This is a genomic window from Plantibacter sp. VKM Ac-2876, assembly GCF_015350715.1.
Taxonomy (GTDB): Bacteria; Actinomycetota; Actinomycetes; order Actinomycetales; family Microbacteriaceae; genus Plantibacter; species Plantibacter auratus.
In genome coordinates, this window is record NZ_JADKSI010000003.1 from 626,228 (window position 1) to 649,584 (window position 23,357).

General features: G+C 71.3%; 20 protein-coding genes, 1 tRNA gene and 1 other RNA gene. 11 read left to right on the forward strand and 11 right to left on the reverse strand.

The genetic code is table 11. From position 1 onward, the window contains the following. Positions 1-74 precede the first annotated feature (74 nt). Together ITJ62_RS15475 and ITJ62_RS15480 are read left to right on the forward strand one after the other, a co-directional pair. Positions 75-1,586 carry a cryptochrome/photolyase family protein gene (locus tag ITJ62_RS15475; RefSeq protein ID WP_194603936.1) on the forward strand — a complete coding sequence of 504 codons (1,512 nt, stop codon included), beginning with the start codon at positions 75-77 and terminating at the stop codon, positions 1,584-1,586. 67 nt (positions 1,587-1,653) lie between these two features. Then, the gene (locus tag ITJ62_RS15480) at positions 1,654-3,639 is read left to right on the forward strand and encodes a helicase HerA-like domain-containing protein (protein WP_194603938.1); all 1,986 of its coding nucleotides are present in this window, start codon (positions 1,654-1,656) and stop codon (positions 3,637-3,639) included. 137 nt (positions 3,640-3,776) lie between these two features. On the opposite strand, the gene ITJ62_RS15485 is transcribed toward ITJ62_RS15480, so the two are convergent. Continuing rightward, positions 3,777-4,652, reverse strand: a complete 876-nt coding sequence (locus ITJ62_RS15485; RefSeq protein WP_194603941.1) for an aminoglycoside phosphotransferase family protein — start codon at positions 4,650-4,652, stop codon at positions 3,777-3,779. A 179-nt stretch (positions 4,653-4,831) separates the two neighbouring features. On the opposite strand from ITJ62_RS15485, the gene ITJ62_RS15490 reads away from it, so the two are divergent. Then, positions 4,832-5,434, forward strand: coding sequence for a GNAT family N-acetyltransferase (locus ITJ62_RS15490; protein WP_194603944.1), 603 nt, complete (start codon positions 4,832-4,834; stop codon positions 5,432-5,434). Between the two features lie 102 nt (positions 5,435-5,536). Here the strand turns inward: ITJ62_RS15490 and ITJ62_RS15495 are convergent, their stop codons facing one another. Continuing rightward, positions 5,537-6,046, reverse strand: a complete 510-nt coding sequence (locus tag ITJ62_RS15495) for a hypothetical protein (protein ID WP_194603947.1) — start codon at positions 6,044-6,046, stop codon at positions 5,537-5,539. A gap of 203 nt (positions 6,047-6,249) precedes the next feature. Between ITJ62_RS15495 and ITJ62_RS15500 the strand changes: the two genes are divergently transcribed. The 5 genes from ITJ62_RS15500 (at position 6,250) to ITJ62_RS15520 (ending at position 11,632) form a co-directional block, all read left to right on the forward strand. Continuing rightward, a complete protein-coding gene (locus ITJ62_RS15500) occupies positions 6,250-6,918 on the forward strand; it encodes a GntR family transcriptional regulator (protein ID WP_137243771.1) in 669 nt (222 codons plus the stop codon). 137 nt (positions 6,919-7,055) lie between these two features. Continuing rightward, positions 7,056-8,066: a 1-aminocyclopropane-1-carboxylate deaminase gene (locus ITJ62_RS15505; protein WP_194603950.1), complete on the forward strand. Its 1,011-nt coding sequence runs from the start codon at positions 7,056-7,058 to the stop codon at positions 8,064-8,066. Between the two features lie 370 nt (positions 8,067-8,436). Next, on the forward strand, positions 8,437-9,459 hold the full coding sequence (locus ITJ62_RS15510) for an acyl-CoA dehydrogenase (RefSeq protein ID WP_194603953.1): 1,023 nt from the start codon (positions 8,437-8,439) through the stop codon (positions 9,457-9,459). Then, on the forward strand, positions 9,459-10,904 hold the full coding sequence (locus tag ITJ62_RS15515) for a bifunctional PIG-L family deacetylase/class I SAM-dependent methyltransferase (protein ID WP_194603956.1): 1,446 nt from the start codon (positions 9,459-9,461) through the stop codon (positions 10,902-10,904). The genes ITJ62_RS15510 and ITJ62_RS15515 overlap by 1 nt, the downstream gene beginning before the upstream one ends. Before the next feature lie 23 nt (positions 10,905-10,927). Further along, positions 10,928-11,632: a glycosyltransferase family 2 protein gene (locus ITJ62_RS15520; RefSeq protein ID WP_370581952.1), complete on the forward strand. Its 705-nt coding sequence runs from the start codon at positions 10,928-10,930 to the stop codon at positions 11,630-11,632. Here the strand turns inward: ITJ62_RS15520 and ITJ62_RS15525 are convergent. After that, positions 11,617-12,381, reverse strand: a complete 765-nt coding sequence (locus ITJ62_RS15525; RefSeq protein WP_194603962.1) for a DeoR/GlpR family DNA-binding transcription regulator — start codon at positions 12,379-12,381, stop codon at positions 11,617-11,619. The genes ITJ62_RS15520 and ITJ62_RS15525 overlap by 16 nt on opposite strands. A gap of 56 nt (positions 12,382-12,437) precedes the next feature. On the opposite strand from ITJ62_RS15525, the gene ITJ62_RS15530 reads away from it, so the two are divergent. Both ITJ62_RS15530 and ITJ62_RS15535 read left to right on the forward strand, forming a co-directional pair. After that, entirely contained in the window at positions 12,438-12,797 is a 360-nt protein-coding gene (locus tag ITJ62_RS15530; RefSeq protein WP_194603965.1) for a DUF4406 domain-containing protein, read from the forward strand. Between the two features lie 46 nt (positions 12,798-12,843). Next, positions 12,844-13,344, forward strand: coding sequence for a GNAT family N-acetyltransferase (locus tag ITJ62_RS15535; protein ID WP_194603968.1), 501 nt, complete (start codon positions 12,844-12,846; stop codon positions 13,342-13,344). A gap of 209 nt (positions 13,345-13,553) precedes the next feature. Here ITJ62_RS15535 and ITJ62_RS15540 read toward each other — a convergent pair whose 3' ends face one another. The 8 genes from ITJ62_RS15540 to ITJ62_RS15575 form a co-directional block, all read right to left on the reverse strand. Then, positions 13,554-15,053 (reverse strand): MATE family efflux transporter, encoded by a 1,500-nt coding sequence (locus ITJ62_RS15540; protein WP_194603971.1) that lies wholly within the window; start codon positions 15,051-15,053, stop codon positions 13,554-13,556. Between the two features lie 235 nt (positions 15,054-15,288). Then, complete coding sequence (locus ITJ62_RS15545) at positions 15,289-15,732, reverse strand: MarR family winged helix-turn-helix transcriptional regulator (protein ID WP_194603974.1); 444 nt, start codon at positions 15,730-15,732, stop codon at positions 15,289-15,291. A 298-nt stretch (positions 15,733-16,030) separates the two neighbouring features. After that, positions 16,031-16,118 (reverse strand) — tRNA-Ser (locus tag ITJ62_RS15550). 143 nt (positions 16,119-16,261) lie between these two features. Then, on the reverse strand, positions 16,262-18,799 hold the full coding sequence (locus ITJ62_RS15555; RefSeq protein ID WP_194603976.1) for a DUF3488 and transglutaminase-like domain-containing protein: 2,538 nt from the start codon (positions 18,797-18,799) through the stop codon (positions 16,262-16,264). After that, the gene (locus ITJ62_RS15560) at positions 18,786-20,168 is read right to left on the reverse strand and encodes a DUF58 domain-containing protein (protein ID WP_194603980.1); all 1,383 of its coding nucleotides are present in this window, start codon (positions 20,166-20,168) and stop codon (positions 18,786-18,788) included. Before ITJ62_RS15560 ends, ITJ62_RS15555 begins: the two co-directional genes overlap by 14 nt. An 80-nt stretch (positions 20,169-20,248) precedes the next feature. Continuing rightward, positions 20,249-21,292, reverse strand: coding sequence for a MoxR family ATPase (locus ITJ62_RS15565; protein ID WP_086475010.1), 1,044 nt, complete (start codon positions 21,290-21,292; stop codon positions 20,249-20,251). Further along, positions 21,289-21,918 (reverse strand): hypothetical protein, encoded by a 630-nt coding sequence (locus ITJ62_RS15570; RefSeq protein WP_194603984.1) that lies wholly within the window; start codon positions 21,916-21,918, stop codon positions 21,289-21,291. Before ITJ62_RS15570 ends, ITJ62_RS15565 begins: the two co-directional genes overlap by 4 nt. Before the next feature lie 363 nt (positions 21,919-22,281). Continuing rightward, positions 22,282-22,932, reverse strand: a complete 651-nt coding sequence (locus ITJ62_RS15575; RefSeq protein ID WP_194603987.1) for an SDR family oxidoreductase — start codon at positions 22,930-22,932, stop codon at positions 22,282-22,284. A gap of 154 nt (positions 22,933-23,086) precedes the next feature. Here ITJ62_RS15575 and ffs point away from each other — a divergent pair. Further along, positions 23,087-23,183: signal recognition particle sRNA small type (gene ffs, locus ITJ62_RS15580), an RNA gene on the forward strand. Positions 23,184-23,357: the final 174 nt, after the last annotated feature.

A 23,357-nucleotide genomic window follows, 5' to 3' on the forward strand; every position in this document is an offset into this window, starting at 1 on the left:
AACACAACCGAGCAGCATCGGAGCAGGCTGAGCAAGCCCCCGGTGGTGTCCGTCGCCCCACGTACGCTGAGGCGATGGACACCACCGGCCGAAGCGCCGCCGAGCACCCCGATGACGCGGCCCCTCGCCGGCGATGGATCCTCACCGGCCAGCTCGGCCCGGCGTTCGACGACGGCGGACCGATCCTGCTCATCGAATCGAAGTCCACCTTCACCAAGCGACCGATGCACCGGGCGAAGGCGCACCTCTTCCTCTCGGCCATCCGACATCGTGCGGCGGAACTCGGCGACCGGGCGGAGTTCCACCAGGTCGACCGCTACGAGGAGGTCGTCGAGGTCGGCGCCGACCTCGAGGTGATCGACCCACCCTCGTGGACGGCTCGGCGCTTCGTCCGTGAGCGCGGACTCCGGGTGCTCCCGAGCCGCGGCTTCGTGACCTCGGAGCCGGACTTCGCGGCCTGGGCGTCGACGCGGGACGGGAAGCGGCTCCTCCTGGAGGACTTCTACCGCACGGTGCGGGAGCGGACCGGGATCCTCATGCGCGGCGACCAGCCGGAGGGCGGCCGGTGGAACTACGACCACGACAACCGGAACCCGCCGCCGAAGGGGGCCGCCCGGCTCGGTCTGCCCGAGCCGCTCTGGCCCGAGGAGGACGACATCGACGCGGAGGTCCGGGAGGACCTCGACCGGTGGCAGCGCGACGGACTGGTCCAGCTGGTCGGCGACGACGGGCCGCGGCGCTTCGCGGTGACAGCGGCCGAGGCGGATGCGGCGCTCGCGGACTTCATCGAGACCAGGCTCGGCGACTTCGGCCCGTTCGAGGACGCCATGCTCGGCGGCGACTGGACGATGGCGCACTCCCTGCTGAGCGCGCCGCTCAACCTCGGCCTGCTCGACCCGCGCGACGCCGTCGAGACCGTGGTCGCCGAGTACCACGCCGGTCGCGCACCGCTGTCGAGCGTCGAGGGCTTCACCCGTCAGATCATCGGCTGGCGCGACTACGTCTGGCATCTCTACTGGCACCTCGGCGAGCCGTACCGGACGAGTCACAACGCCCTCGGAGCACACGAGCCGCTCCCGCGCCAGTTCCGCGAACTCGACGCCGCCGCTATCCAGTCCAACTGCCTCCGCGAGACGATCGACGGGATGCGCCGCCACGGGTGGGCGCATCACATCCAACGGCTCATGGTGCTCGGCAACTGGGCCCTGCAGCACGGGTACGACCCGGTCGCACTCAACGACTGGTTCATCGACATGTTCGTGGACGGCACCCCCTGGGTGATGCCCGCGAACGTCATCGGCATGTCGCAGCACGCCGACGGCGGCATCGTCGCGACGAAGCCCTACGCCTCGGGCGGTGCGTACATCGACAAGATGTCCGACTACTGCGGTGGGTGCGTCTTCAATCCCAAGGTGCGGCTGGGGGAGGACGCCTGCCCGTTCACCGCCGGGTACTGGGCCTTCCTCGACCGCGTGGAACCGCGCATCCGGCACAACACCCGCATGGCGCAACCGCTGGCCGGGATGCGCCGACTGTCCGACCTGCGCGCCGTCGTCGACCAGGAGCGCACCCGCGAACAGTGGTGATCGGAGCAGTCGTCCAGCCCTCGCGCGACCCCTCGACCGGTGGGGAACGCGTCGCTAGGCTCGGCACATGACGCCCAGTGATGCAGCATCCGACCCGCAGATCGCCGCACTCCAGGCTGCCGCCGCCCAAGCCCAGGCCGAGCTCGAAGCCGCCCAGGCGCAGGCGGCGCTCGCCGCAGCGAAAGTGAAGGCGGCCGAGGCGGCAGCGGCGATCGCCGGGGCCGGGATCACCGCGTCGGGCGGTGCCACGGCGTCGGCGTCACCGGTCGAGCCGGCCGCCCCCGGTTCCGCGAGTGGCGCGCCGGCCACCGAGGCCCCGTCCGATGTCCCGACGGGCGAAGCGGTCGCTGCCGACACCAGCAGCGCTGACACCGGTTCCGACGATCTCAGCGCCGACACCATCGGTCCGGGCCCGCTCGGCCTCGACGACGTGCTGAAGATCCGTGACGGCTACCTCGTGCACGGCCCGGCGCTGGAGATGGGTGCCCTGGTCAACGGGGAACCGGTGCCCGGGGTCCAGGTCCGCATCCCGCTCAGTGTCATGAACCGGCACGGCCTCGTCGCCGGCGCCACCGGAACCGGGAAGACCCGTACGCTACAAGGCCTCGTCGAGCAGCTCTCGGCCGCCGGCGTCCCCGTGTTCGCCGCGGACATCAAGGGTGACCTCTCGGGCATCGCGACCCCGGGGGAGTCGAACGAGAAGCTCCTCGACCGCACCCGCGGCATCGGCCAGGACTGGACGCCGGCCGCCACCCCGACGGAGTACTTCGCGCTCGGCGGCGTCGGCAAGGGCGTCCCGATCCGCGCCACCATCGCGGCCTTCGGCCCGTTGCTGCTGAGCAAGGTCCTCGGCCTCAACGCCACGCAGGAGTCCAGCCTCGGTCTCGTCTTCCACTACGCCGACAAAGCGGGCCTGCCGCTCCTCGACCTGAGCGACCTGCGCGCGGTCCTCACCTACCTCGCGAGCGACGACGGCAAGGGCGAGCTGCAGGAGCTCGGCGGGCTGTCGGGCGCCACCGTCGGGGTGATCCTGCGGGAGCTCATCACCTTCGCCGATCAGGGGGCCGACGTCTTCTTCGGCGAACCCGAGATCGACACCGCCGACTTCATCCGCCTCGACCCGAGCGGGAAGGGCATCGTCAGCCTGCTCGAGGTGCCGGGCGTCCAGAACCAGCCGGCCCTGTACTCGACGTTCCTCATGTGGTTGCTCGCCGACCTCTTCAACACCCTCCCCGAGGTGGGAGACCCCGAGAAGCCGAAGCTCGTGTTCTTCTTCGACGAGGCGCACCTGCTGTTCCGCGACGCGTCGAAGGACTTCCTCGCACAGATCACGCAGACGGTCCGGCTCATCCGGTCGAAGGGCGTCGGCATCTTCTTCGTCACGCAGACACCGAAGGACGTCCCGGGCGAGGTGCTCGCGCAGCTCGGGTCGCGCGTGCAGCACGCCCTCCGCGCCTTCACCCCGGACGACGCGAAGGCGCTCAAAGCGACCGTGTCGACCTACCCGACCTCCGGCTACGAGCTCGGTGAGGTCCTCACCTCCCTCGGCACCGGTGAGGCGGTCGTCACCGTGATGAACGAGAAGGGGGCGCCGTCGCCGGTCGCGTGGACGAGACTGCGGGCGCCGCAGGGACTCATGTCACCCAGTGCCGATACGGCGATCGACGCGGCGATCGCGGCCTCACCGCTGCTCGCGCGGTACGGGACGCCCGTCGACCGAGAGTCGGCGAGGGAGATCCTGACGGCGAAGCTCGAGGAAGCGAACCAGGCCGCACTCGCCGCCGAGGCCGAACTCGAGCGGCAGCGTATCGCGGCGGAACTCGCGAAGCAGCAGGCCGCCGCCGATAAGGCGCAGGCCGCGGCGCAGAAGAAGGCCGACGCCGAGTACGAACGGTTGCTCCGGAAGACCGCCGGCACGACCCGTCGGACGTCGACGAGGTCGTCGTCGACGTCGTCGAAGAGTCCGCTCGAGGAGATCCTCGGGTCGAAGGCGACGCGGTCGATCCTCACCGGTGTCGTCGAGGGCATCTTCGGGACGCGTCGCCGCCGCTGAGCTGCTGCTCCGTTCCTCCGAGCGGTGTCCCGTTCCCCTGGCGGTGTCCCGTTCCCCTGGGCGGTTCCCCGTTCCCTCGGCGGTTTCCCGGTCCCTGAGCGGCTCCCTGGTCCCTGAGCTTGTCGAAGGGCGCGAACCTACCGGAGGCCGTCCTCGGCGAGGCGACCGAGCTCGACGGTGGCGCGGGCGTCGTCGAGCAGCCCGTCCTGCAGCGACCACACGGCGGACAGCGCGGAGCGCGCGACCACCCACTCGAGGAGGACGGTTCGCGACAGGCCCAGTGATCGACTCACCAGCCCCACCCGCTCGGTGAACAGCCGCGGCTTCCGCGCCGTCGCTGGATCGGGGTTGCTGAACAGCGCTGTGGCGTCGAAGGCGCGGTGGCCGACGATGCCCTTGGGATCGATGGCCCGCCAGTCGCCGGCTGCGAACTCGAGCACGTTCATGTGGTGGAGGTCCCCGTGGAGCACGACGACGTCGGCAGGCGTCGTGGTGTCGAGCAGTCGACCGGCGAGCTCCCGCCCACGCTGGAGGAAGGCGGCGCTCGCCGGATCGCCGAGGAGGGCGCCCAGGGCGGATGCGTCGTCGGCGAGCAGCTCGCGGAACCACCGGCGGAGCGTGGGGAGTTCGACGATGACACCACCGGCATCGGTCGGCGCCGGGGTGGGGATCGCCGTATGCAGGGTGTCGAGCACGGAGCACAGGATCGCGACGGCTCCGAGGTCGTCACCTGCGCGGGTGAGCGAGGCGAGATCACGGCCGCCCGTCGCGCGTTCCAAGACGATCGCGTGGTCATCGTCCGCGAACACCGCCGCGCACCCGGCGCCGTCCCACGCCGCGAGCAGCTGACCGCCGAGCGCTTCCTCCTCGACGAGGGGGACCTTGAGCATCGCCGGTCGTCCGTGATGTGTCACGGGGAGCAGCCGGCTCGACGGCGTCACGATGAGCTCGCCGTCGCGGACGAGCCGCCACTGCTCGACGGCCGCGTCGATGCTCCCTGGTCGCCATGTCACGGGACTCAGCCTAGGCAACCCGGTCGGACCGAGCGCTGACCCACACCTCGGCCCCTGGTTCCTACCTCGGTCGGACCCGTGGTCGCGCCTCGATCGGTCCCTGAGCTTGTCAAAGGACCCGGGCGAACGTCGCCCTTCGACAGGCTCAGGGACCGGGGAACGCCGGTTAGGCTGGCGCGGTGACCGAGATCCGCGCGTACCGACCGTCCGACCGCGCCGCCGTGGCGGCGATCTGCACCCGAACGGGCGACTCGGGGGCGGACGCGACCGGACAGTTCAGCACGGACGACCTCCTGCCTGACATCTACGCCCTGCCCTACGTCGAGCACGAGCCCGAGTTGGCGCTGCTCGTCGACGCCGGTGCCGGCCCGATCGGGTACATCCTGGGCACCGCGGACACGTCCGCCTTCGACCGCTGGTTCATCGAGCGCTGGTGGCCGACCGTCGAGGGCAAGTACGCGGCGGCCGCGGCCTCCGGTGCCGCCTCGGAGGGGGAACGCGGCATCGTCCGATCCGCGACCGATCGCGGCGGACTGGCCCCGGACCTCCTGGCGCAGTACCCGGCGCATCTGCACATCGACCTGCTGCCGGAGACGCAGGGGATGGGTGTCGGCAGACGGCTCATCGACGCGTTCTGTGAGCTCCTCGCGGAGCGCGGCGTCCCGGGTGTGCACCTCGGCGTCGGCGTCTCGAACACCGGTGCACAGCAGTTCTACCAGCGGACGGGCTTCACCCGGGTCGACGGCGATCCCGGGGCCCACTGGTACGCGAAGGCGCTCTGACCCGGGCGGTCTCCGACCCGAGGCGGATCCCGCGCGATGCGACGTCACCCTCGCGCTCCGCGGCGGTAGCCGGGGCAGGCCGACTCGGCGAGAGCAGTTCAGCTAGAGCAGTTCGGCGCGCGCCCAGCGCAGACGCTCGAGCGGGGTGAGCAGGTCGGGGTGGTCCTCGCGGAGGTCGTCGAGCGAGACCGGCTGGCGAGGTCGTTCCACCGGGCCGTCGTACGCCGCGACGACGGCCGCGATGCTGTCCGTGCTCCACCGGTTGCTGCGCATGCGGAGGAGTGGGCGGTTCTCGGCGTCGCAGACGAAGAACTGCGAGCTCGCATGCAGACCTCGACCCCGGAACTCGAAGAGCAGACTGCGGCCGATCGCCTCCCGTGGAACGAACCGCTGCCGCCCGACGATGGGCTGCTCGATGAACCCGTCATGCCGCACGACGATGCGTTGGCGACGGGAGAGGACGGCGACGCCGAGCAGGACGACCATGCCGATGATGCCGAGCGTGATGACCCACGTGCGTTCGACACTCGGGGCCGGGCCGACGAGCCAGAGCGAGACGCCCCAGACCGGGAGGACGACGATGGCGGCGCTCAGGACGGCGCTCCAGAGCACGCGAGGATGCGGCCTGACCGTCACCGGTTCATCACCCCGTTGCACCACGCACTCACCCCCGCCGACCATCGTGGCCTGCTTTCAGTGGGCGGACAATCCGCCATCTGGGGGACAAGTAGGACGAATGCCCCACTCTTCGACGCGGTCCACCCGGTTGCCCCGGCACACTTGACTTCTCGCTCCTGCGATGTGCAATATATTGCATGCCCGCTCCCGCTCAAGCCAACCCGCATCGCCGAGCGCTCCTCCGCGACGACGTCTACCAGTCGCTCCGCAATGCGATCGTCGACGGGACGTTCACCCCGGGTGAGAAGCTCGTCGACACCGAACTCGAACGCTGGCTCGGCGTGAGTCGCACGCCCATCCGTGAGGCCGTCCTGCGCCTCGCACGGAGCGGGCTCGTCATCGCGAAACCCGGACGGTCGACCGTCGTAGCCCCGCTCGACAGCCGGGCGACGCTGCAGGCCCAGGCGGTCGCCGCGGCCATGCACGAACTCGCCGTCCGCGAGGCGGTACCGCACCTGAGTGCGGCCGACCTCGATCGCATGCGCGCGGCGAACCGCGACTTCGCAGCCGCGCTCCAACGCGACGACGCCGACGCCGCGCTCGCAGCGGACGACGCCTTCCACGCCGTGGCCGTGGACGTCGCCGGGAATCCGTTCATCCGTGATGCGCTCGAGGCGGTCACGCCGTTGCTGCGCCGGATCGAACGGCTGCGGTTCTCCTCGGTCGCCGCGCGCGGGTCGATCGCGCAGCACGACGCCGTCATCGAGCGCTGTGCGGAGGGGGACGTCGATGCGGCGGCCGCGCTCGTCCGGGGCAACTGGACGACCCTCGCCGACCTCGTCCTCGCCCACCTCGACGAGGACTGAGCCGCTCGCGCCACCCGACCCGTTCCCCAGCACCCGACCGGGTGCCCGACGCCCCACCCGTTCCCCGAGCTCGTCGAGGGGCCCGCCGCACCGATCGCCACCACTCAGCCGCACCACCGAGACCCAGGAGCCACCACATGTCCCTCAGCGACTTCTCCCGCTACCCGCTCACCTTCGGACCGAGTCCCGTTCACGAACTCAACCGCCTCACCGCCCACCTCGGCGGCGCGACGATCTGGGCCAAGCGCGAGGACGTCAACAGCGGTCTCGCCTACGGCGGCAACAAGACCCGCAAGCTGGAGTACCTCATCCCCGATGCGATCGCGCAGGGTGCCGACACGCTCGTGTCGATCGGTGGCTACCAGTCGAACCACACGCGTCAGGTCGCGGCGGTCGCGGCGAAGCTCGGGATGCAGGCGGTGCTCGTGCAGGAGAACTGGGTGGACTGGCCGGACGCCGTGAACGACCGGGTCGGCAACATCCTGCTGTCGCGGATAATGGGGGCCGAGGTCCGTCTCGATCCCGCGGGCTTCGGTATCGGCTTCAAGTCGAGCTGGGAGCGTGCCCTCGACGACGTGCGCGAACGCGGCGGCACCCCGTACGCGATCCCAGCCGGGGCGTCGGACCACCGGCTCGGTGGTCTCGGCTTCGCGAACTGGGCCGCGGAGGTCGAGCAGCAGGAGCGTGAACTCGGGGTGTTCTTCGACACGATCGTCGTCTGCAGCGTCACCGGGTCCACGCACGCCGGCATGATCGCCGGGTTCGCCGGGCAGGACCGCCCGCGCCGGGTGATCGGCATCGATGCGTCGGCGAAGATCCAGGAGACCCGCGACCAGGTCGCACGTATCGCCCGCAACACGGCGGAGCTCATCGGCCTCGAACGCGAGCTCCGCGACGACGAGATCACGGTCTTGGAGGGGTGGGCCGGCGACCTCTACGGGATCCCGGTCGAGTCGACGATGGAGGCGATCCGCCTGACCGGTCGGCTCGAGGGTGTCATCATCGACCCGGTCTACGAGGGGAAGTCGATGGCGGGGCTCATCGACCTCGTGACGAGTGGTGACATCCCGGCGTCCAGCAACGTCCTCTATGCGCACCTCGGTGGGCAGCCGGCGATCAACGCCTACAGCGCCCTCTTCCGCGACTGAGCCCGTGCCGGTGTCCCGCCCGAGCGGGGTGCCGGCGCGGTGCGCTGAGCTGAGTTGCCGAAACCTGGCGTCAGCGCGGTGCGCTGACGCGAACCCGAGGGAACCGGCGTGAGCGCGGGTCAGGCGACCGAGCGCGCCCCTCCGGAGACCCGCGCCCACGTCCATGACCCGCGCTCGCGTCAGCGCACCGCGCTGACGGCCCCGCCGCAACCCGCGCTCGCGTCAGCGCACCGCGCTGACGCACTACCAGGGTCGATGGTCGGGGTCCAGGGTCGGGCGGCGGGGCATGGCGGTGCGAGACTTGGACCGCCACGACGCGAGGAGGTCGCATGCGCGCACCGATGGAACCCCGACACCAGACGCGGATCGCATGATCCGTCTGCAGTCGACCGCCTGGCCTTCCAGCGGCACCTCCCTCGACCTCGACGCTCTGCACGACGCGGCGACAGGATCGTTGGCGAGCATCGAGTCGCGCCTGGCCTTCACCTCCACAGCCGTGCGACTCGTCGGCCCGCTCGAACAGCACACCGCCGGGCGCGTCTTCGCGGGACTCGGCGCGATCGCCGCGGTCGACGTCACGCTCGCTCGGGTCGTCGAACCGCACCTCGACGCGCTCGCCATCCTGCATCAGGCCGACCTCGAACCGCCGACCGTCTCCACCTGGGGTGTGTTCGCGGCCGAGGCACCCGGGCTGCGTCTCGACGCGACCCTGGTCGACGACGCCTGGCAGCTGTCGGGCACCAAGCCGTGGTGCTCCCTCGCCTCCCACCTGAGCGACGCCCTCGTCACCGCCCACACGGCGCCGGGGGAGCGGCGGCTGTTCGCGGTCGCGCTCACCGACCCCGGGGTCACGACCGACGACAGCGCGTGGCTCGCCCGCGGACTGCCGCTCGTCCCGAGTGGCCCGGTCGGCTTCGACAGCGTCCCGGCGTCCCCGGTCGGCGACGACGGGTGGTACCTGCGACGCCCCGGCTTCTCCTGGGGCGGGATCGGCGTCGCCGCCTGCTGGTGGGGCGGCGCGGTCACGCTCGTCGACCGCCTGCTCGCCGCGGCACGCACGCGACCCGACGCTGACCTCCTCCTCCGCACGCTCGGCGCCGCGGCCATCGACCTCTCGATCGCCGAGCAGGCGATCGCCGACGCGGCCCAGGCCATCGAGCACGGCCACGCCGACGACGCGGCCGGACCGCGCCTCGCCCAGCGTGTGCGGTCGACGGTCCGCGGTCGGGTCGACGCCATCCGCGCCGGGGTGCTCGGAGCACTCGGCCCCGGCCCGCTCACCTCCGAGCCCGCCTACCTCGCGCGGATGTCCGACCTCGAGCTCTACGTCCAGCAGGACCACGGCGACCGCGACCTCGCGCGCTACGGCCGCATGCTGGTGGAGGCCGACTGATGCCCGCCTTCGACCACCGCGACCCCGGCACGTCGGCAGCCGCCTGGGCGACCCGCTTGCACGAGCTCGACCTGCCCGTCTGGGAGGGCTGGCGCCACGCCACAGGCGTCGTCGTCCTGTCGCCGCACCCCGACGACGAGTCGCTCGGAGCCGGCGGGCTGATCGCGGCAGCCGCAGCCGCCGGGATCCCGCTCGAGGTCCTCCTCGTGACCCTCGGTGAGGGATCGCACCCTGACTCGCCGAGCACCACGCCCGAGGAACTCGCCCCGCGCCGGGAGGCCGAGTTCGTCGACGCGGTCGGTCGTCTCCACCCGACGGTCGGCTACGACGTCCTGCACGTCCCGGACGGCGGCCTCGAAGCCGAACGCGCGGGCATCGCAGGGCGACTGCGTGCAGCGGTCGCCACCGCCGGATCGCGACCGCTCATCGTCGCCCCCTGGCGCGGCGACGGGCACCGCGACCACCGGATCGCGGGCGAACTCGCCACGGCGCTCGCGACCGAGCTCGACCTCGCGCTCGTGGAGTTCCCGATCTGGCTCTGGCACTGGGCCGACACCGACGACGCGACCCTGCCGTGGGCCGAGGCGCGGATCGTCCCGCTCGACGCGGCGGCGCACGGGGCGAAGATCGCCGCGATGGACGCCTACCCCTCGCAGACGGAGCCCCTCTCGGACGCACCGGGTGACGAGGCGATCGTCGACCACCACCACCTGCAGCACTACGCGCGGCGGTTCGAGGTCCTGTTCCCGAACGGCCGTGCGCTGGGCCTGGAGCCCGACAGCGACTCGGATGCACGCGCGGCGGCGGGCTCCGACACCGACACCACCACGGACGCCGTGACAGCTGATGCGACCTCGCGGTCGAAGGAGTCGTTCGAGGACCACTACCGCGACCACCCCGACGGCTGGGACTTCGGGTCCTGGTACGAGGAGCGCAAACGTCGGGTCCTCCTCGCCGCCCTGCCGCGTCAGCGCTACGGTTCGGTGCTCGAACTCGGCTGCGCGACGGGGGTGCTCACGGAGCGGCTCGCGGACCGCAGCGACGACGTGCTCGGGGTCGACATCGCCGAAGCGCCCCTCGAGCTCGCCCGTCGACGGGTGCCCGCCGCCCGGTTCGAGCGGGGCACGCTCCCGGACGACTGGCCGAGTGGTGCCTTCGACCTCGTGGTGATGTCGGAGGTCGGCTACTACCTGTCCGAGACCGACCTCGACCGGGTCATCGACCACCTCCTCGGCTCGCTCACGCCCGGCGGGAGCATCGTCGCGTGTCACTGGCGGCACCCCGACGACCACGCCACGACCTCCGCCGAGTTCGTCCATCGCCGCTTGCTCGAGCGCTGGCCCGGACGTCGGTCGATCCAGCACGTCGAGGACGACTTCCTGCTCGACGTCCTCGTGCCAGCCGACGAGGCGAGCGTCGCCGCGGTGGACGGTCTGACGGGCTGATGCTGCGACGGATCGATGCCGTCGTGCCCGCGCACGACGAGGAGGAGCTGATCGGGGCGTGCCTCGACGCGCTGCTCGTCGCCCGTGCCGTCGTGCTGCGCCGTCGTCCCGAGCTGCAGGTGGGGATCGTCGTGGTGCTCGACGACTGTCGCGACGACACGGCGCGGATCGTCCGGGAGCGGTTGGCGGGCTTCGATTCCGAGGAGGCCGTCACGGTCGTCATCGATGAGCGCAGTGTCGGGGCGGCCCGGCGCGCAGGTGTCGCGGCCGCTGCAGGATCGGGCGCTGCCGGATCGGCCGCTGCCGACGTCTCAGAGCGGTGGATCGCGAACACCGACGCCGACTCGCGTGTTCCTGAGGATTGGTTCTCCGTGCACGCCGATGCCTTCGACGACGGTGTCGACGTGCTCCTGGGGACCGTTCGCCCCGACTTCACTGACTTCTCCGAGGAGGACGTTGAGCGGTGGTCGCTGACCCACCCGCCCGGACATCTGCCGGGCAACGTGCACGGGGCCAATCTCGGTGTCAGGGCCGATCGGCTCGACGAACTCGGCGGCTTCCGAGAGTTGGCCGAGCATGAGGACGTCGATCTCGTCGAGCGTGCCCGGGCGGCGGGTCTCCGGGTCGTGCCGACGCTCGATGCGCCCGTCGAGACCTCGGGTCGGCGACGTGGCCGGACCCCGGGTGGCTACGCCGCGTTCCTCGCCGAGACCTACCCGCGATCCTGACGATCCCGCGCGTCTGAACCCCCGGTCCGCGTCGACGGATCAGGTTCGTCCGCCTGCGGGTCGACGATGACCTCGGTGACCTCGCCGACGTCGAGCACCGGGTACCGGGAGAAGGCTCCGACCTTCTCCTCGCTCGCGAGGACGTAGACGTCGGTGCTGCGTTCGGCGAGAGCGCGCTTCGTCGCGGCGTCGTCGAGGTCGCCGGTGGTGAGGCCGTGCTCGGGATGGAAACCCGTGACGCCGAGGAAGCAGGCGTCGGCGCTCAGGTGTCGGATGGCCTCCGCGGCGAGGGCGCCGCCCGCGACCATCGAGTGACGTCCGAGTTCGCCGCCGATCATGATGACGCGTGCCGGCGAGTGTTCCGCCACGGCGAGGGCGACCGCCGGGCTCGGGGTGATGACGGTGAGGGTCGGATCGTCCGGGAGGAGTCGCGCGAGCGCGAGCGCGGTGGTGCCGGCGTCGATGATGACGGTGCTGCCTGGTCGGATCCGCTCGGCGGCGACGCGGGCGACGCGCTCCTTGCTCGCCGTCCCGAGGGACAGCCGATCCCGGAACGGGCGGTCGGCTGCGGCGACCGGGAGTGCGCCGCCGTAGACGCGGACGCAGAGGCCTGCTTCGGCCAGCTCGCGGAGGTCTCGGCGGATCGAGTCCTCCGAGAGTCCGAGCGCAGCGGCGGCGTCCTTGGCGACGATCCGGCCGTCGCGGTCGAGGAGGTCGAGCAGGTGTGACCGTCGTTGTGCGCTCAACATGCGTGCTCCTTCATGGTGTTGCACGATCGTGCACGGTTAACGCTACAGTGCTGGACATGACATCGCCACTCCTCATCCTCATCGCCGGCCCTTACCGCTCAGGGACCGGTGGTGATCCCGACGCCATCGCCCGCAACCTGGAACGACTCGAGGCCGCTGCAGCGCCGATCTACGCGCTCGGTCATGTCCCGATGATCGGGGAGTGGGTCGCGCTGCCGATCCTGCGCGGGATCGACACCGCGTCGGGCGACGGCGACGTCATGTACGAGACGGCGAGGCGGCTGCTCCAGCACTGCGACGCCGTGCTCCGGTTGCCGGGGGAGTCGTCCGGTGCCGACACCGACGTCGCGATCGCCCGTGAGCGCGGGATCCCTGTGTACACCGACCTCTCGGAGATCCCGGCCATCGAGGGCTGAGGTCGCTTGCCCTCGGAGCCCCCGTGCTCCGGCTAGGCTGACGCGCGTGCTCGACGACCTCAGGATCCGCCGCTACCGCGACACCGATGCGCGGGCGACCAGGTCGATCTTCGAACGCGCGGTGCGGGTGACGGCAGCCGCTCACTACACGGCCGAGCAGCTCGCCGCATGGGTGCCGGACGACTCGCTGAGTGCCGTGCTGGACGACTGGGCCGCCCGCCGCGCGGCTGTGACGACGTGGGTGGCCGAGCTCGACGACGCGGTGGTCGGTTTCACCGATCTGGACGTCGAGATCGGCTACCTCGACATGCTGTTCGTCGATCCGGACGCGGGACGACACGGCGTCGGGTCCGCGCTCATCCGTCAGGTGCTCGACGAAGCTCGGGCGGTGGGGCTCCGAGAGGTGACCGTGCAGGCCAGTCGGACGGCGCAGCCGGTGTTCGAGCGCCACGGCTTCGTCGTGGTCCGCGAGCAGCGGGTCGAGCGTCGCGGGGTGCTCATCGAGAACGCGGTGATGCGGATACCCCTGGACGCCTCTGCGGAGTGATGCTCCCGGGACGTCCCGTGCGCCCGGCGAGGTGTCGCCAGCGCGGTGCGCCGACCCGAGCGCGGTGGTGTGGGTGCCGGCGCGGTGCGGCGACGTGAGATCGCTGCAATCGGCGTGAGCGCGGGTCATGCACGTGAGCGCGGCCCGCTGGAGACCCGCGCTCACGCATGTGACCCGCGCTCACGTCAGCGCACCGCGCTGGCAGTCCGTCAGGCGTCGGCGAGTTGGGCGTCGGCACGCTCCGGGGAACCGGCTGCGAGCCCACGGCTGATGGCACGTCGCGAGCCGAGCCAGAGCAGGACACCGACTAGGAAGACGATGACCTCCGTGACGGTGAGCGACCAGACGATGCCACCGAGTCCGAACCACAGGTTGCCGAGGAGGACGATCGGGACGAACAGCACGCCCTGGGTGACGGCCATGACCGCTGCAGGGAGTGCTCGCCCGGTCGCTTGGAAGAGCGAGGTGATGAGCCCGGTGAACCCGTTGGCGATCATCGCGGTGAGCTGGGCGACGAGGATCGTGACGCCGAGACCGAGGACGGCGGGATCGGCGATGAACGCGGAGACGATCGGCTCACGCAGGACGAAGACGACGCCGGCGAAGAGGATCGAGATCCCACCGACCGTGAGCGCCGAGGCGCGGAGAGCAGACCGGAGGCGTGCGCCGTCGCCCTTGCCGAAGGCGTAGGCGAGGAGCGGGAGTACGCCGAAGGTGACGCCCATGACCAGGAACTCGGGCACCTGGGCGATCCGGACCGCGACGCCCATGGCGGCGAGTGGCGCGTCTCCGTAGGCCGCGGCCAGCGTGTTCAACACGAGTGCGGTGACGATGAGGAACCCCGACTGTAGGAGCGTGCTGACGCCGACACCGAGGACCGGCTTGAGGATCGTCGGCGACAGCGTGAACCAGCGCGGAGCCAGGCTGACGTGCTCGCTGTTGCGCTGCAACCACGCCACGAAGTAGACGAGGACACCGAGGTTCGCCAGTCCCATCGCGAGCGCTGCGCCGGCGACGCCCCAGCCGAACCCGAGGATGAAGACGAGATCGAGGACGAGGTTCGCCACGGCCGACGCGATGAGGGCGATCATGACCTGACGCGCGGCCCCCTCGGCCCGCACCAGCTGTTCCAGACAGAACGCGGTCGCCATGACGGGGACGAACGCGAGCATGACGCCGATGAACGCCGAGGTCGCCGGTGCGGTGACCGCGTCCGCCCCGAGCAGCGACACGAGTGGACCGAGGAACACGAGGCCGATCCCACCCAGGACGGCGCCCGTCAGGAACGCGCCCCAGACGGAGAAGGAAGCGGCCCGTTTGATGTCCCCGGCCTGTGCAGGGTCGTGTTCTGATGCGCCCAGGAGTCTGGAGATGAGCGCGCCGCCACCGACGCCGAACAGGTCGCCGATGGCCATGATCAGTCCGAGGATCGGGGCTCCGAGCGTGATCGCGGCGAGCAGGGTGGTGTCGTGCAGCGAGCCGACGACGCCCGCGTTGATGAGGTTGTAGACGGCGCTGACGACCAGGGCCGCTGCCATCGGGACACACAGATGGATCAGTGCCCGGATGATCGGGGCGGTCGCGAGGTACCAGCGGTTGCTGCCCACCTCGTTCGCTGTAGCGGTCGATGGCGCGTTGGCCGTTGATGGTGCGGTGCCGCTGGGGACGGGCGTTCCGGTCGTGGGATCGGTGTGGTCTTCGGGGTGCATGGCAGGCTCCGTTTCGGGCGGGTTCCGGGCGCGACGATGAGCGCCGGCGCGGCGAAGGTTCAGTGATTGGGGTGGTCGTCCGGCGCGGGCTGAGCGGACGGGCTCAGCGGGCGTTCGGGCGCGACGGACAGCGCCGTCGTGGCGTTCGCGGTCGCCATCGTGTGCGGCGGTCGGTGAGTGACGCGGCGAGTGGTCTCGGCGCGTGGTCAGGGAGCTCGGGTTCTCCGAGCGGTGATCAGCGGGTCGGCTGTGGCAGGTGCGCCGTGAGCTTCGTGAGCAGAGCGTGCAGGGTGTCGCGTTCGTTCTGGTCCAACGGGGTGAGGATGATGTCGTCGGCCTCGGCCATCGCGGTCTCGAACCCGGCGATGAGGTCGGTGCCGAGCGGGGTGGCGTAGACGCGCTTGGTGCGTGCGTTCCCGTCCTCCGTGCGGCGTTCGACGAGGTCTCGACGTTCGAGTCCCTGCAGGAGGCTCGAGACGCTGGCGGCGCTCGTCCGGCTCACCTCGGCGATGTCGCGTTGGCTCGATCCTGGATGCCGGACGAGGTGGCCGAGGACGAAGGCCTGTTCGTGACTGAGCTCGCGGGCTCGGATCCAGTCCTCGCCGGCCTTGCGCTGTGCCCACCCGATCCAGCGGACCAGTTCGAGTGTGCTGCTGAGGGTGGGTGTCTCGTCGTCCATGGTTAGAACGCTAACGCTTTGAGTTCTAACTGTCAACCCTCGAATAATCGACCCGCTCAGCGCGGTGCGCTGACGTGAGATGTGCGGACTCGGTGCCAGCGCGGTGCGCTGGCGCGAAACCGACGAGTTCGGCGTGGGCGCGGGTCGTAGCCTTGAGCGCGCCCCTCCGGAGACCCGCGCTCACGCGCGTGACCCGCGCTCACGTCAGCGCACCGCGCTGGCGCCACGGGAATACGTCACTTGGGTTGACCCCGGAAACGCAGAACGCCCCACGGCGGGCGGGGCGTTCTGGTGAAGCTGGCGGAGAATGGGGGATTCGAACCCCCGAGGGCGTTAACCCAACACGCTTTCCAAGCGTGCGCCATAGGCCACTAGGCGAATTCTCCATGGCTGTTTGTGAAAAACGGCCAGATAGCAGCATACCTGGTTCCCGGACCGCCGCGCGCCACCCGGCCCCGCCACCGCGCTCCGACCCCGGCAGTGCAGGAACGCCCGGAGTCGGAGACACCGGCACGGAGCGCCGTTCGCGTCAGCTCGCAGCAGGCGGTCGCCAGTCCACCCGTTGGTCGCGCCGCAGCACGAGCGACCGCGGGAGGACGGACGCGAGGGCGCGTTCGAGCGGCTGACTCGCCGACCGCAGGGCCGCCTTCGCCTCAGCCAACGCCGCGTCGACCGAACCGGCGCTCGCCGTACCACCAGCCGAGGAACGGCTCCGGGGATCGCCCCCGATGTCGCGTCGCTCGCCAGCGCTCGGCGCGTAGCTCTCCCGCTCGACCGCCGCCACGAGCCGGTCGACGGCCGGCGACTCGATCCGGAACTGCCCGCGCAGCCTCGACGCGAACCCGCGTGGTGACTCCGCCGACGTCACGGGGAAGCCGAGGTCGCGGGCGGTGTCGAGGAACTCCGCCCAGGCCCAGCCCGCCGAGGTCGCCTCGGCGAGTGCACGCCGACGCCCGGCCGCACGCCGGAGTCCCCGGGCGATCGACGGGGTGGCGAGCAGCACGAGCACGCCGAGCAGGATCGCGAGCGGGACGAGGGCCGCGGTGAACGCCCCGCCGGACTGCGTCGAGGTCGGTCCGCCGAGCGCGTCCGCAGTGGGGGTGGGCGTCGACGCCGCGGTCGGAGCCGGACGGCTGTCGGGACTCACCGATCCGCTGCCGGGCGTCGCCGTGCTCGCGTCGCTGAACTGCGTCACGACCCCACGGCTGGCCGTCGGCTCGAACGGCACCCAGCCCACACCCTCGAAGTACAGCTCCGGCCAGGCGTGCAACTGGTCCGAGGTGACGATGTAGGTGTCGCGGTTCGCCGGGGTGTTGTCGATCGTCGTCCCCGGCAGGTACCCGATGGCGATGCGCGCCGGGATGCCGAGGACGCGCGACATCACGGCCATCGCGGACGAGAAGTGGATGCAGTAGCCGGCCTTGCGCTCCAGGAACGTCGCGATGACCTCGGCTCCGCTGCCGTCGAAGCCCTCCTCGACGGGTGCCGACTCCGAGTACTCGAAGGTGCTGCGGAAGTAGCGCTGCAGGGCGATCGCGCGGTCGTAGTCGGTGGAGGCGGTCGCCGTGACGTCGGCGGCCGTGTCCCGGATGATCTGCGGCAGGTCGTCCGGCAGCTCGAGGTACGGGGCGGCTGACGCCGGGTCGGCGACCGGCGGGACGTCGCGCATCTGCTGTGCGGTCGGCAGGATCGCCGTGCTCGTCGCCGTGTAGGTCTGCCCGCGGGTGGATCCACGCTCCGCCATCGCCGTCAGCCCGGCGGCCTCGAACCGCCAGTCACCGCGGAGCCCGTCGACCTTCTGCGTCGGATACGGCAACGGCAGCCAGGGGCTCGACAGCGAGTCCACCGTGACCGTCGTCTCGAAGGTCTCCACCGGGATCGCCTCGCTGAGCCCGGCCGGCGCGGGGAAGGCGTCGAGCGTGTTGCCGTCGTTGTAGCCCGAGTTGTCCGGTCCCCAGACGGTGCCGGTGAACTCGTTGAGGTCGGTGACCTTGAGGTACGGCGGTTCGTCCGCGGTGGTCGTGTATTCGAGCGCGGTCGTGTTCGCGGGGCGCCGCAGACTCTGGCCGAGCGAGATGAGCGGGTTGATGCCGTTCACGAACGGACCGCTGCCACGGGCACCGGCGGTCACGTCCCGGACGGCGAGATCGGGGAGCACCGCCGGCGTGAGGAGGGCGACGACCACCGCGACGGCACTGACCAGGACGGCCGGGCCGAGGCCTCCGAAGCGACCGGCACCGGTCATCGCCGACGGTCCGGCGCCGCGTCCCTCGCCGGCAGCCCGGGCCGAGGCGAGCGCTCGCAGCAACTCGCGGCGTCGGACGTCCTCGCGGAGCAGCCAGAGGAAGGAGAGGGCGACGAACGCGAACACCCACGGATCGAGGGGGAACGACACGGCGACCGTCGGCCCGGCGTACACGGCGAAGACCAGGACGGCCGCGAGCACCGGCGCGTGGCGGCCGAGCACGAGCCAGGCGACCGCCAGTGCGACGAGGCCACCGCCCGCGGCCATGACGAAGACGACGCCTGCGTCGGTGTCGAGTGGGGCCGAGCCGTCGTGGAACGTCTGGAAGCCGGCGTCACGCAACCGCTCGAAGGCGCCGAGCGTCGCCGGGGTCGGGACGATGCCCACGATCGCCGTCTCACTGGCGAAGAACAGCGTGATCGTCAACAGCCACGCGACGCCGGCACCGAGCCACACGAACACCGCAGGCAGTCTCGTGCGCCGGAGGAGGATCGCCGTGGTGAGGACGATCGCGATGACGAGGTTCGTGACGAACCACCAGTCCAGCGCGTCGAGCACCCGCCCGAACCCGAGGCCACCCGTCGCGAGGAGGAGGAAGGCGGCGAGGCCCAGACGCAGGTCGCCGACGTTCGCGGTGTCGCGTGGGTCGTCGCGGCGTCCGCCGGCGCTTCCCGACCACGACCCGCCGCTCGTTCCACCGCGGGACGGTCGCCGAGGGTTCGACGAGCCGGCGCCAGCACGGACGCTCGATGGCACGCCTCCGCGAGACGACACTCGGCCATGGGCTGCGGCCGCCGCGCGGCGTTCCTCAGCGACGGACATACGCACCTCCGGCACCCCGACGACCGCCCCGACCGCCCCGGCTGCCCCAATCAGCGCGGCCGGGCGACGGCGCCAGCGTGGTGGTCGCCGGACCGCTCGTGCCGGACCACAGCGCCTGGAACGATGCGCCCCGCTCGCCGACGTGGCAGCGCCACCCGGCCGACTCCAGGAGCTCGATGCTCCGACGCCGGGCGCCGGCCGGGAGGAGTGCGACGGGGAGCGGTGACAGGTGCGCGACCGCGGTCAGCTCGCCGAGATCGCCCTCCTCGACGTCGCCGAGGATCGCGATGACCGGCTGCGACCGGCGCGCGGCGATGACGGGTGAGAGGTCGAGGAACCGATCGGGCCGGACCGACGGACGCAGGAGGGCCAGGTCGAGCAGGGCGGCGTCGAGGTCGTCCTCCTCGAGATGCTGTCCGCCGCGGGCGAGCGCGTCGCCCATGTCGCCGACGGGGCTGGACCGCAGGCCACCGGCGGCAGATCTCGCACTGATCTCGCGGGAGAGCTCCTCGGTGCCGGCACCGACGAGGTTGACGCGGTAGTCGGCGTCGACGAGGTGGGCGGTGATCGAGGCCGCCAGCGACACGGCCTGCTCGAAGGCCGGCAGGTACGACGGATCGTCGTCGGGCCAGGCCCAGTGGGCTGCGGCGGTGTCGAGGAGGACGGTCGCCTCGGGGTCGTTGCGTTGCTCCTCCTGCCGCACCATCAGCTCACCGTGGTGTGCGCTCGCCCGCCAGTGCAGTCGGCGGATCGCGTCTCCCGGCAGGTAGGGACGGGCGATGATGTCGTCCTCGCCCGCGCCGACGTGCAGCGACGACGGGCGCGTGGAACCGTCGCGGCTGGCGGTGAGTGCGGGGATCTCCGGCAGGACGACGACCTCCGGCAGGACGACGACCGCATGCGTCCCGCCGACGTCGCGCCGACGGACGACGAGGCCGAACGGGTCGCTCACGGTGAGTCCGAGCGGACCGAGCTCGTGTTCCCCGCGACGCAGCGCCGTCACGGTGTACTCGGCGGTCCGACGGCGCGAACCGATGCCGGCGACGCCGGTACTCGGCAGGGTCCCCTCGGCGCTGCCGGCGAGTCCGGCCGGCACGCGGTCCTTCCACTCCGTGTGGACGTGGGGGAGTGCGCTCGTCTCGGCGATCGTGACCTCGACGGAGATCCGACCGCCGACCGCGACGAGGTCGGGGCGGGTGGTGCGGTCGACCCGGAGCGACGGCCGCTCGAGGTAGACCGCGCCGAAGCTGGCGGCGACGAGCGCGACGAGCAGGCCGGCCGCTGCGAGCAACTCCAGCGAGCCGATCCCGCGCGCGAAGATGAGGCACACACCGGCCGCGATGAGCACGCCGACTGCGCGTCTCGTCAACGGCACGCGACGCTTCATGGGCTCAGGACCTCCGGTGCCGGATCACGGCGATCCGGCGGTCGCGTTGCGGGGCCATCGGATCAGGACCTCAGCTCGGTGCGACCGGAGTGCGGCACGGGTGTCCGCTCCAGCAGCTCGACGAGCACTTCGGAGACCGCCTGGACGCCCGAGCGGTCGTGGGCGCTCACCGCGCGGCGGGTGGGGATGAGCCGGTGGGCGAGGACCGGTGCCAGCAGCTGGTCGATGTCGTCGGGGAGGACGAACTCGCGGCCGTCGAGCGCTGCGAGGACCTTGGCCGCACGGACGAGTTGCAGGGTGGCGCGCGGGCTCGCGCCGAGGCGGAGTTCGGGGTGAACACGGGTCGCCTGCACGAGCGAGACGCAGTACTGCTCGACGATCGGCGACACGAAGACACCGCGGGCCCAGGCGATGAGGCGCTCGACGTCGCCGCGTGACGCGACCGGTCCGATGGTGTCGAGCGGGTTGACCGTGTCACGCTGGCGGAGCATCGCGAGCTCGGCGGACGCGTCGGGGTATCCCATCGAGATGCGCGCCATGAAGCGGTCGCGCTGGGCTTCCGGCAGGGCGTAGGTGCCCTCCATCTCGAGCGGGTTCTGCGTGGCGACGACGGTGAACGGCGACGGCAGGGCGTGCGTCTCGCCGTCGACCGTGACCTGACGCTCCTCCATCGACTCAAGCAACGCCGACTGGGTCTTCGGCGAGGAGCGGTTGATCTCGTCGGCGATGACGATGTTCGCGAACACCGCGCCGGGCTTGAACTCGAACTCGCGGTCGACCTGGTTGAAGATCGAGACGCCGGTGACGTCGGACGGGAGCAGGTCGGGCGTGAACTGGATGCGGCGGACGGTGCTGCCGACGGACGCGGCGAGGGCCTTCGCGAGGACGGTCTTGCCGACGCCGGGGACGTCCTCGATGAGCAGGTGACCCTCGGCGAGCATCACGATGAGCGCCATCCGCGCGGCGAACGGCTTGCCGTCGAGGACGCGCTCGACGTTGTCGAGGATGCGCTCGGCGAGCACCTGGAACTCCTCGGCGTTCAGCGCGGGCTTCAGTTCGGCGACGGTGTCCCGTGGGGCGCGGCTGGTGTTGCTCTGCTCGGTCATGGTCGGCTCCTGCGGTCGTGGTCGAGCATGCGCTTGAACAGCAGCGCGACGATGGTGGCGAGGCCGATCGTGATGAGGGTCGGGGCGAGTGCTCCGAGGAACTGCATCCAGAGGTAGTTGTCGGTCGGGCCGCTGTCGCCGACGAACCCGCGGTACAGCAGGGTGAACGACTGCCACAGCCCCACGCCGCCGCCGAGCGTGAAGACGACACCGACGATCCAGAGGACCCGTTCCCACACGACGGCGCGGACGCGATGGGCGTCGACGGCGTCGAGGTACTCCTCGTACCGCTGCTGGTCGAGCTGGGTCTGCTGTGCGTCGGGACCTGCCACCCCAGGCTGATCGGCGACCGCCGTGGTGTCGCCGGTCCGAGCTTCGAACGGGTGGATGCGACGGTCGGCCTGCGAGGGCATGCCGCGGGACGGCTGGGCGCGCGGGCCGTCGTCGAACCGGTCGTCGGTCGGCGGGCGGACGGGGCGACCGTCGGTGGGCGGCTGGATGAGCTGTGGGGCGATCTCCTCGAGCGAGGCGAGGTGGCTGCGGCGGCCGGTGTCACCGGCGTTCGGGCGCGTGCGCTCGTCGGTGTGTCCGCGCTGGAACGCGGGGTCGTAGCGTTGGTCCATCATCGGCCTCCGTCGCGCTGCGTACATCGTCCGGGCCGGAACCCGTTGCCCGATCCTAGGACTGATAACGAACAGGTAACACCCCTGGACGTGTCGCCCACAGGAACTCCATATGTGCGCCAGGTTGCACGCACACGATGCCGCTGCGGGTCAGGGAACTCTTCGGAGCCAGCACCCGCATCGGTTGTGTGGACCCGAGCACTGAACACGTACCCGGTCGGTGAGACGTTCTCCGGTCCCTGAGCTTGTCGAAGGGTGGGGTCTTCTCACGGTGCCCTTCGACAGGCTCAGGGACCGGGTGCGCCCGAGACGACGACAGGCTCGGGAACGGGTGTCCGTTCACCGAGCCTGTCGAGGTGCAGGGACCTACAGCGCCGCGAGCGCCTCGCGGATCGGGGTCTCGCCGCCGATGACCTCGAACTGCGTGCGGGACGCCGAGCCCGACTCGATGAGCGCGAACAGCACGGCGGCGACGTCGGCGCGCGGGATCGAGCCGCGGTCGGTGGTCGACGCGGCGGTGATCGTGCCGGTCGGGGCGTCGTCGGTCAGACCGCCCGGGCGGACGATCGTCCAGTCGAGGTCGCGCCCGCGGAGGTCGGCGTCCGCCTCGGACTTGGCCCGCAGGTAGACCTGGAACACGTCGTCCGACTCCGGGTCGAAGTCGTCGGTGCTCATCGCGGACACCATGATGTAGCGCGGGACCTTGGCGAGCTCGGCCGCCTCGGCGAGGAGGATGGCGCCGTCGCGGTCGAGGGTGAGCTTGCGGTCGGCGCCGCTGTTCGGGCCGGCTCCCGCCGCGAACACGACGACGTCGGCTCCGGCGAGTTCGTCGGCGAGTTCGGCTGCCGAGGAGTGCTCGAGGTCGAGGACGATGGCGCGGGAGCCGATGCCCTGGAGTTCGCCCACCTGCTCGGGGTTGCGGATGATGCCGGCGGGGGAGTGTCCTGCTTCGGCGAGCAGTCGCTGCAGGTGCAGGGCGATCTGTCCGTGTCCTCCGGCGATGACGACGTCGGTCATGTGAGTCCTCTCGTTCGATGCGGTCCCGATCGGTGCGCCGCCCGTTCGTGGGGACGGCGGTCGATCGGTGGTCTGGGGCCAGTGGTCCCAGATCCGCCAGTCAACGCCTCAACCGGGGCGTACGCAACCCGGTCGCGGCTCGGGTACACTAGGTGACGGCTCCCCGCGTGGCGCCATCCAGGCCAACTCCCCCAGGGCGGAAACGCAGCAAGGGTAACCGGGCTCTGGCGGGTGCGCGGGGAGTCTTTTCGTGCCCGCGGTGCCTGTCGCCGACCCTGCACGATCGGCCCCGCCCGCCCGCCCGCGCCGCAGCAGGACATCCGCTCGGCAGCAGGACATCCGGCGCCCGTTCCTCCTGCTCTCGCGCCGATCTCCTGCGCTCGCGCCCGTCCGCCAGAGCACCACGACATTGTGCGCTTACCCAG

Excerpts from the sequence above, each read along its gene's own strand:
- ITJ62_RS15510 (WP_194603953.1), top strand. The coding sequence starts at position 8,437 with ATGATCCGTCTGCAGTCGACCGCCTGGCCTTCCAGCGGCACCTCCCTC.
- ITJ62_RS15505 (WP_194603950.1), top strand. The coding sequence starts at position 7,056 with ATGTCCCTCAGCGACTTCTCCCGCTACCCGCTCACCTTCGGACCGAGT.
- ITJ62_RS15555 (WP_194603976.1), bottom strand. The coding sequence starts at position 18,799 with ATGTCCGTCGCTGAGGAACGCCGCGCGGCGGCCGCAGCCCATGGCCGA.
- ITJ62_RS15565 (WP_086475010.1), bottom strand. The coding sequence starts at position 21,292 with ATGACCGAGCAGAGCAACACCAGCCGCGCCCCACGGGACACCGTCGCC.
- ITJ62_RS15515 (WP_194603956.1), top strand. The coding sequence starts at position 9,459 with ATGCCCGCCTTCGACCACCGCGACCCCGGCACGTCGGCAGCCGCCTGG.
- ITJ62_RS15570 (WP_194603984.1), bottom strand. The coding sequence starts at position 21,918 with ATGATGGACCAACGCTACGACCCCGCGTTCCAGCGCGGACACACCGAC.
- ITJ62_RS15525 (WP_194603962.1), bottom strand. The coding sequence starts at position 12,381 with ATGTTGAGCGCACAACGACGGTCACACCTGCTCGACCTCCTCGACCGC.
- ITJ62_RS15545 (WP_194603974.1), bottom strand. The coding sequence starts at position 15,732 with ATGGACGACGAGACACCCACCCTCAGCAGCACACTCGAACTGGTCCGC.
- ITJ62_RS15500 (WP_137243771.1), top strand. The coding sequence starts at position 6,250 with ATGCCCGCTCCCGCTCAAGCCAACCCGCATCGCCGAGCGCTCCTCCGC.
- ITJ62_RS15540 (WP_194603971.1), bottom strand. The coding sequence starts at position 15,053 with ATGCACCCCGAAGACCACACCGATCCCACGACCGGAACGCCCGTCCCC.
- ITJ62_RS15575 (WP_194603987.1), bottom strand. The coding sequence starts at position 22,932 with ATGACCGACGTCGTCATCGCCGGAGGACACGGACAGATCGCCCTGCAC.
- ITJ62_RS15530 (WP_194603965.1), top strand. The coding sequence starts at position 12,438 with ATGACATCGCCACTCCTCATCCTCATCGCCGGCCCTTACCGCTCAGGG.
- ITJ62_RS15475 (WP_194603936.1), top strand. The coding sequence starts at position 75 with ATGGACACCACCGGCCGAAGCGCCGCCGAGCACCCCGATGACGCGGCC.
- ITJ62_RS15480 (WP_194603938.1), top strand. The coding sequence starts at position 1,654 with ATGACGCCCAGTGATGCAGCATCCGACCCGCAGATCGCCGCACTCCAG.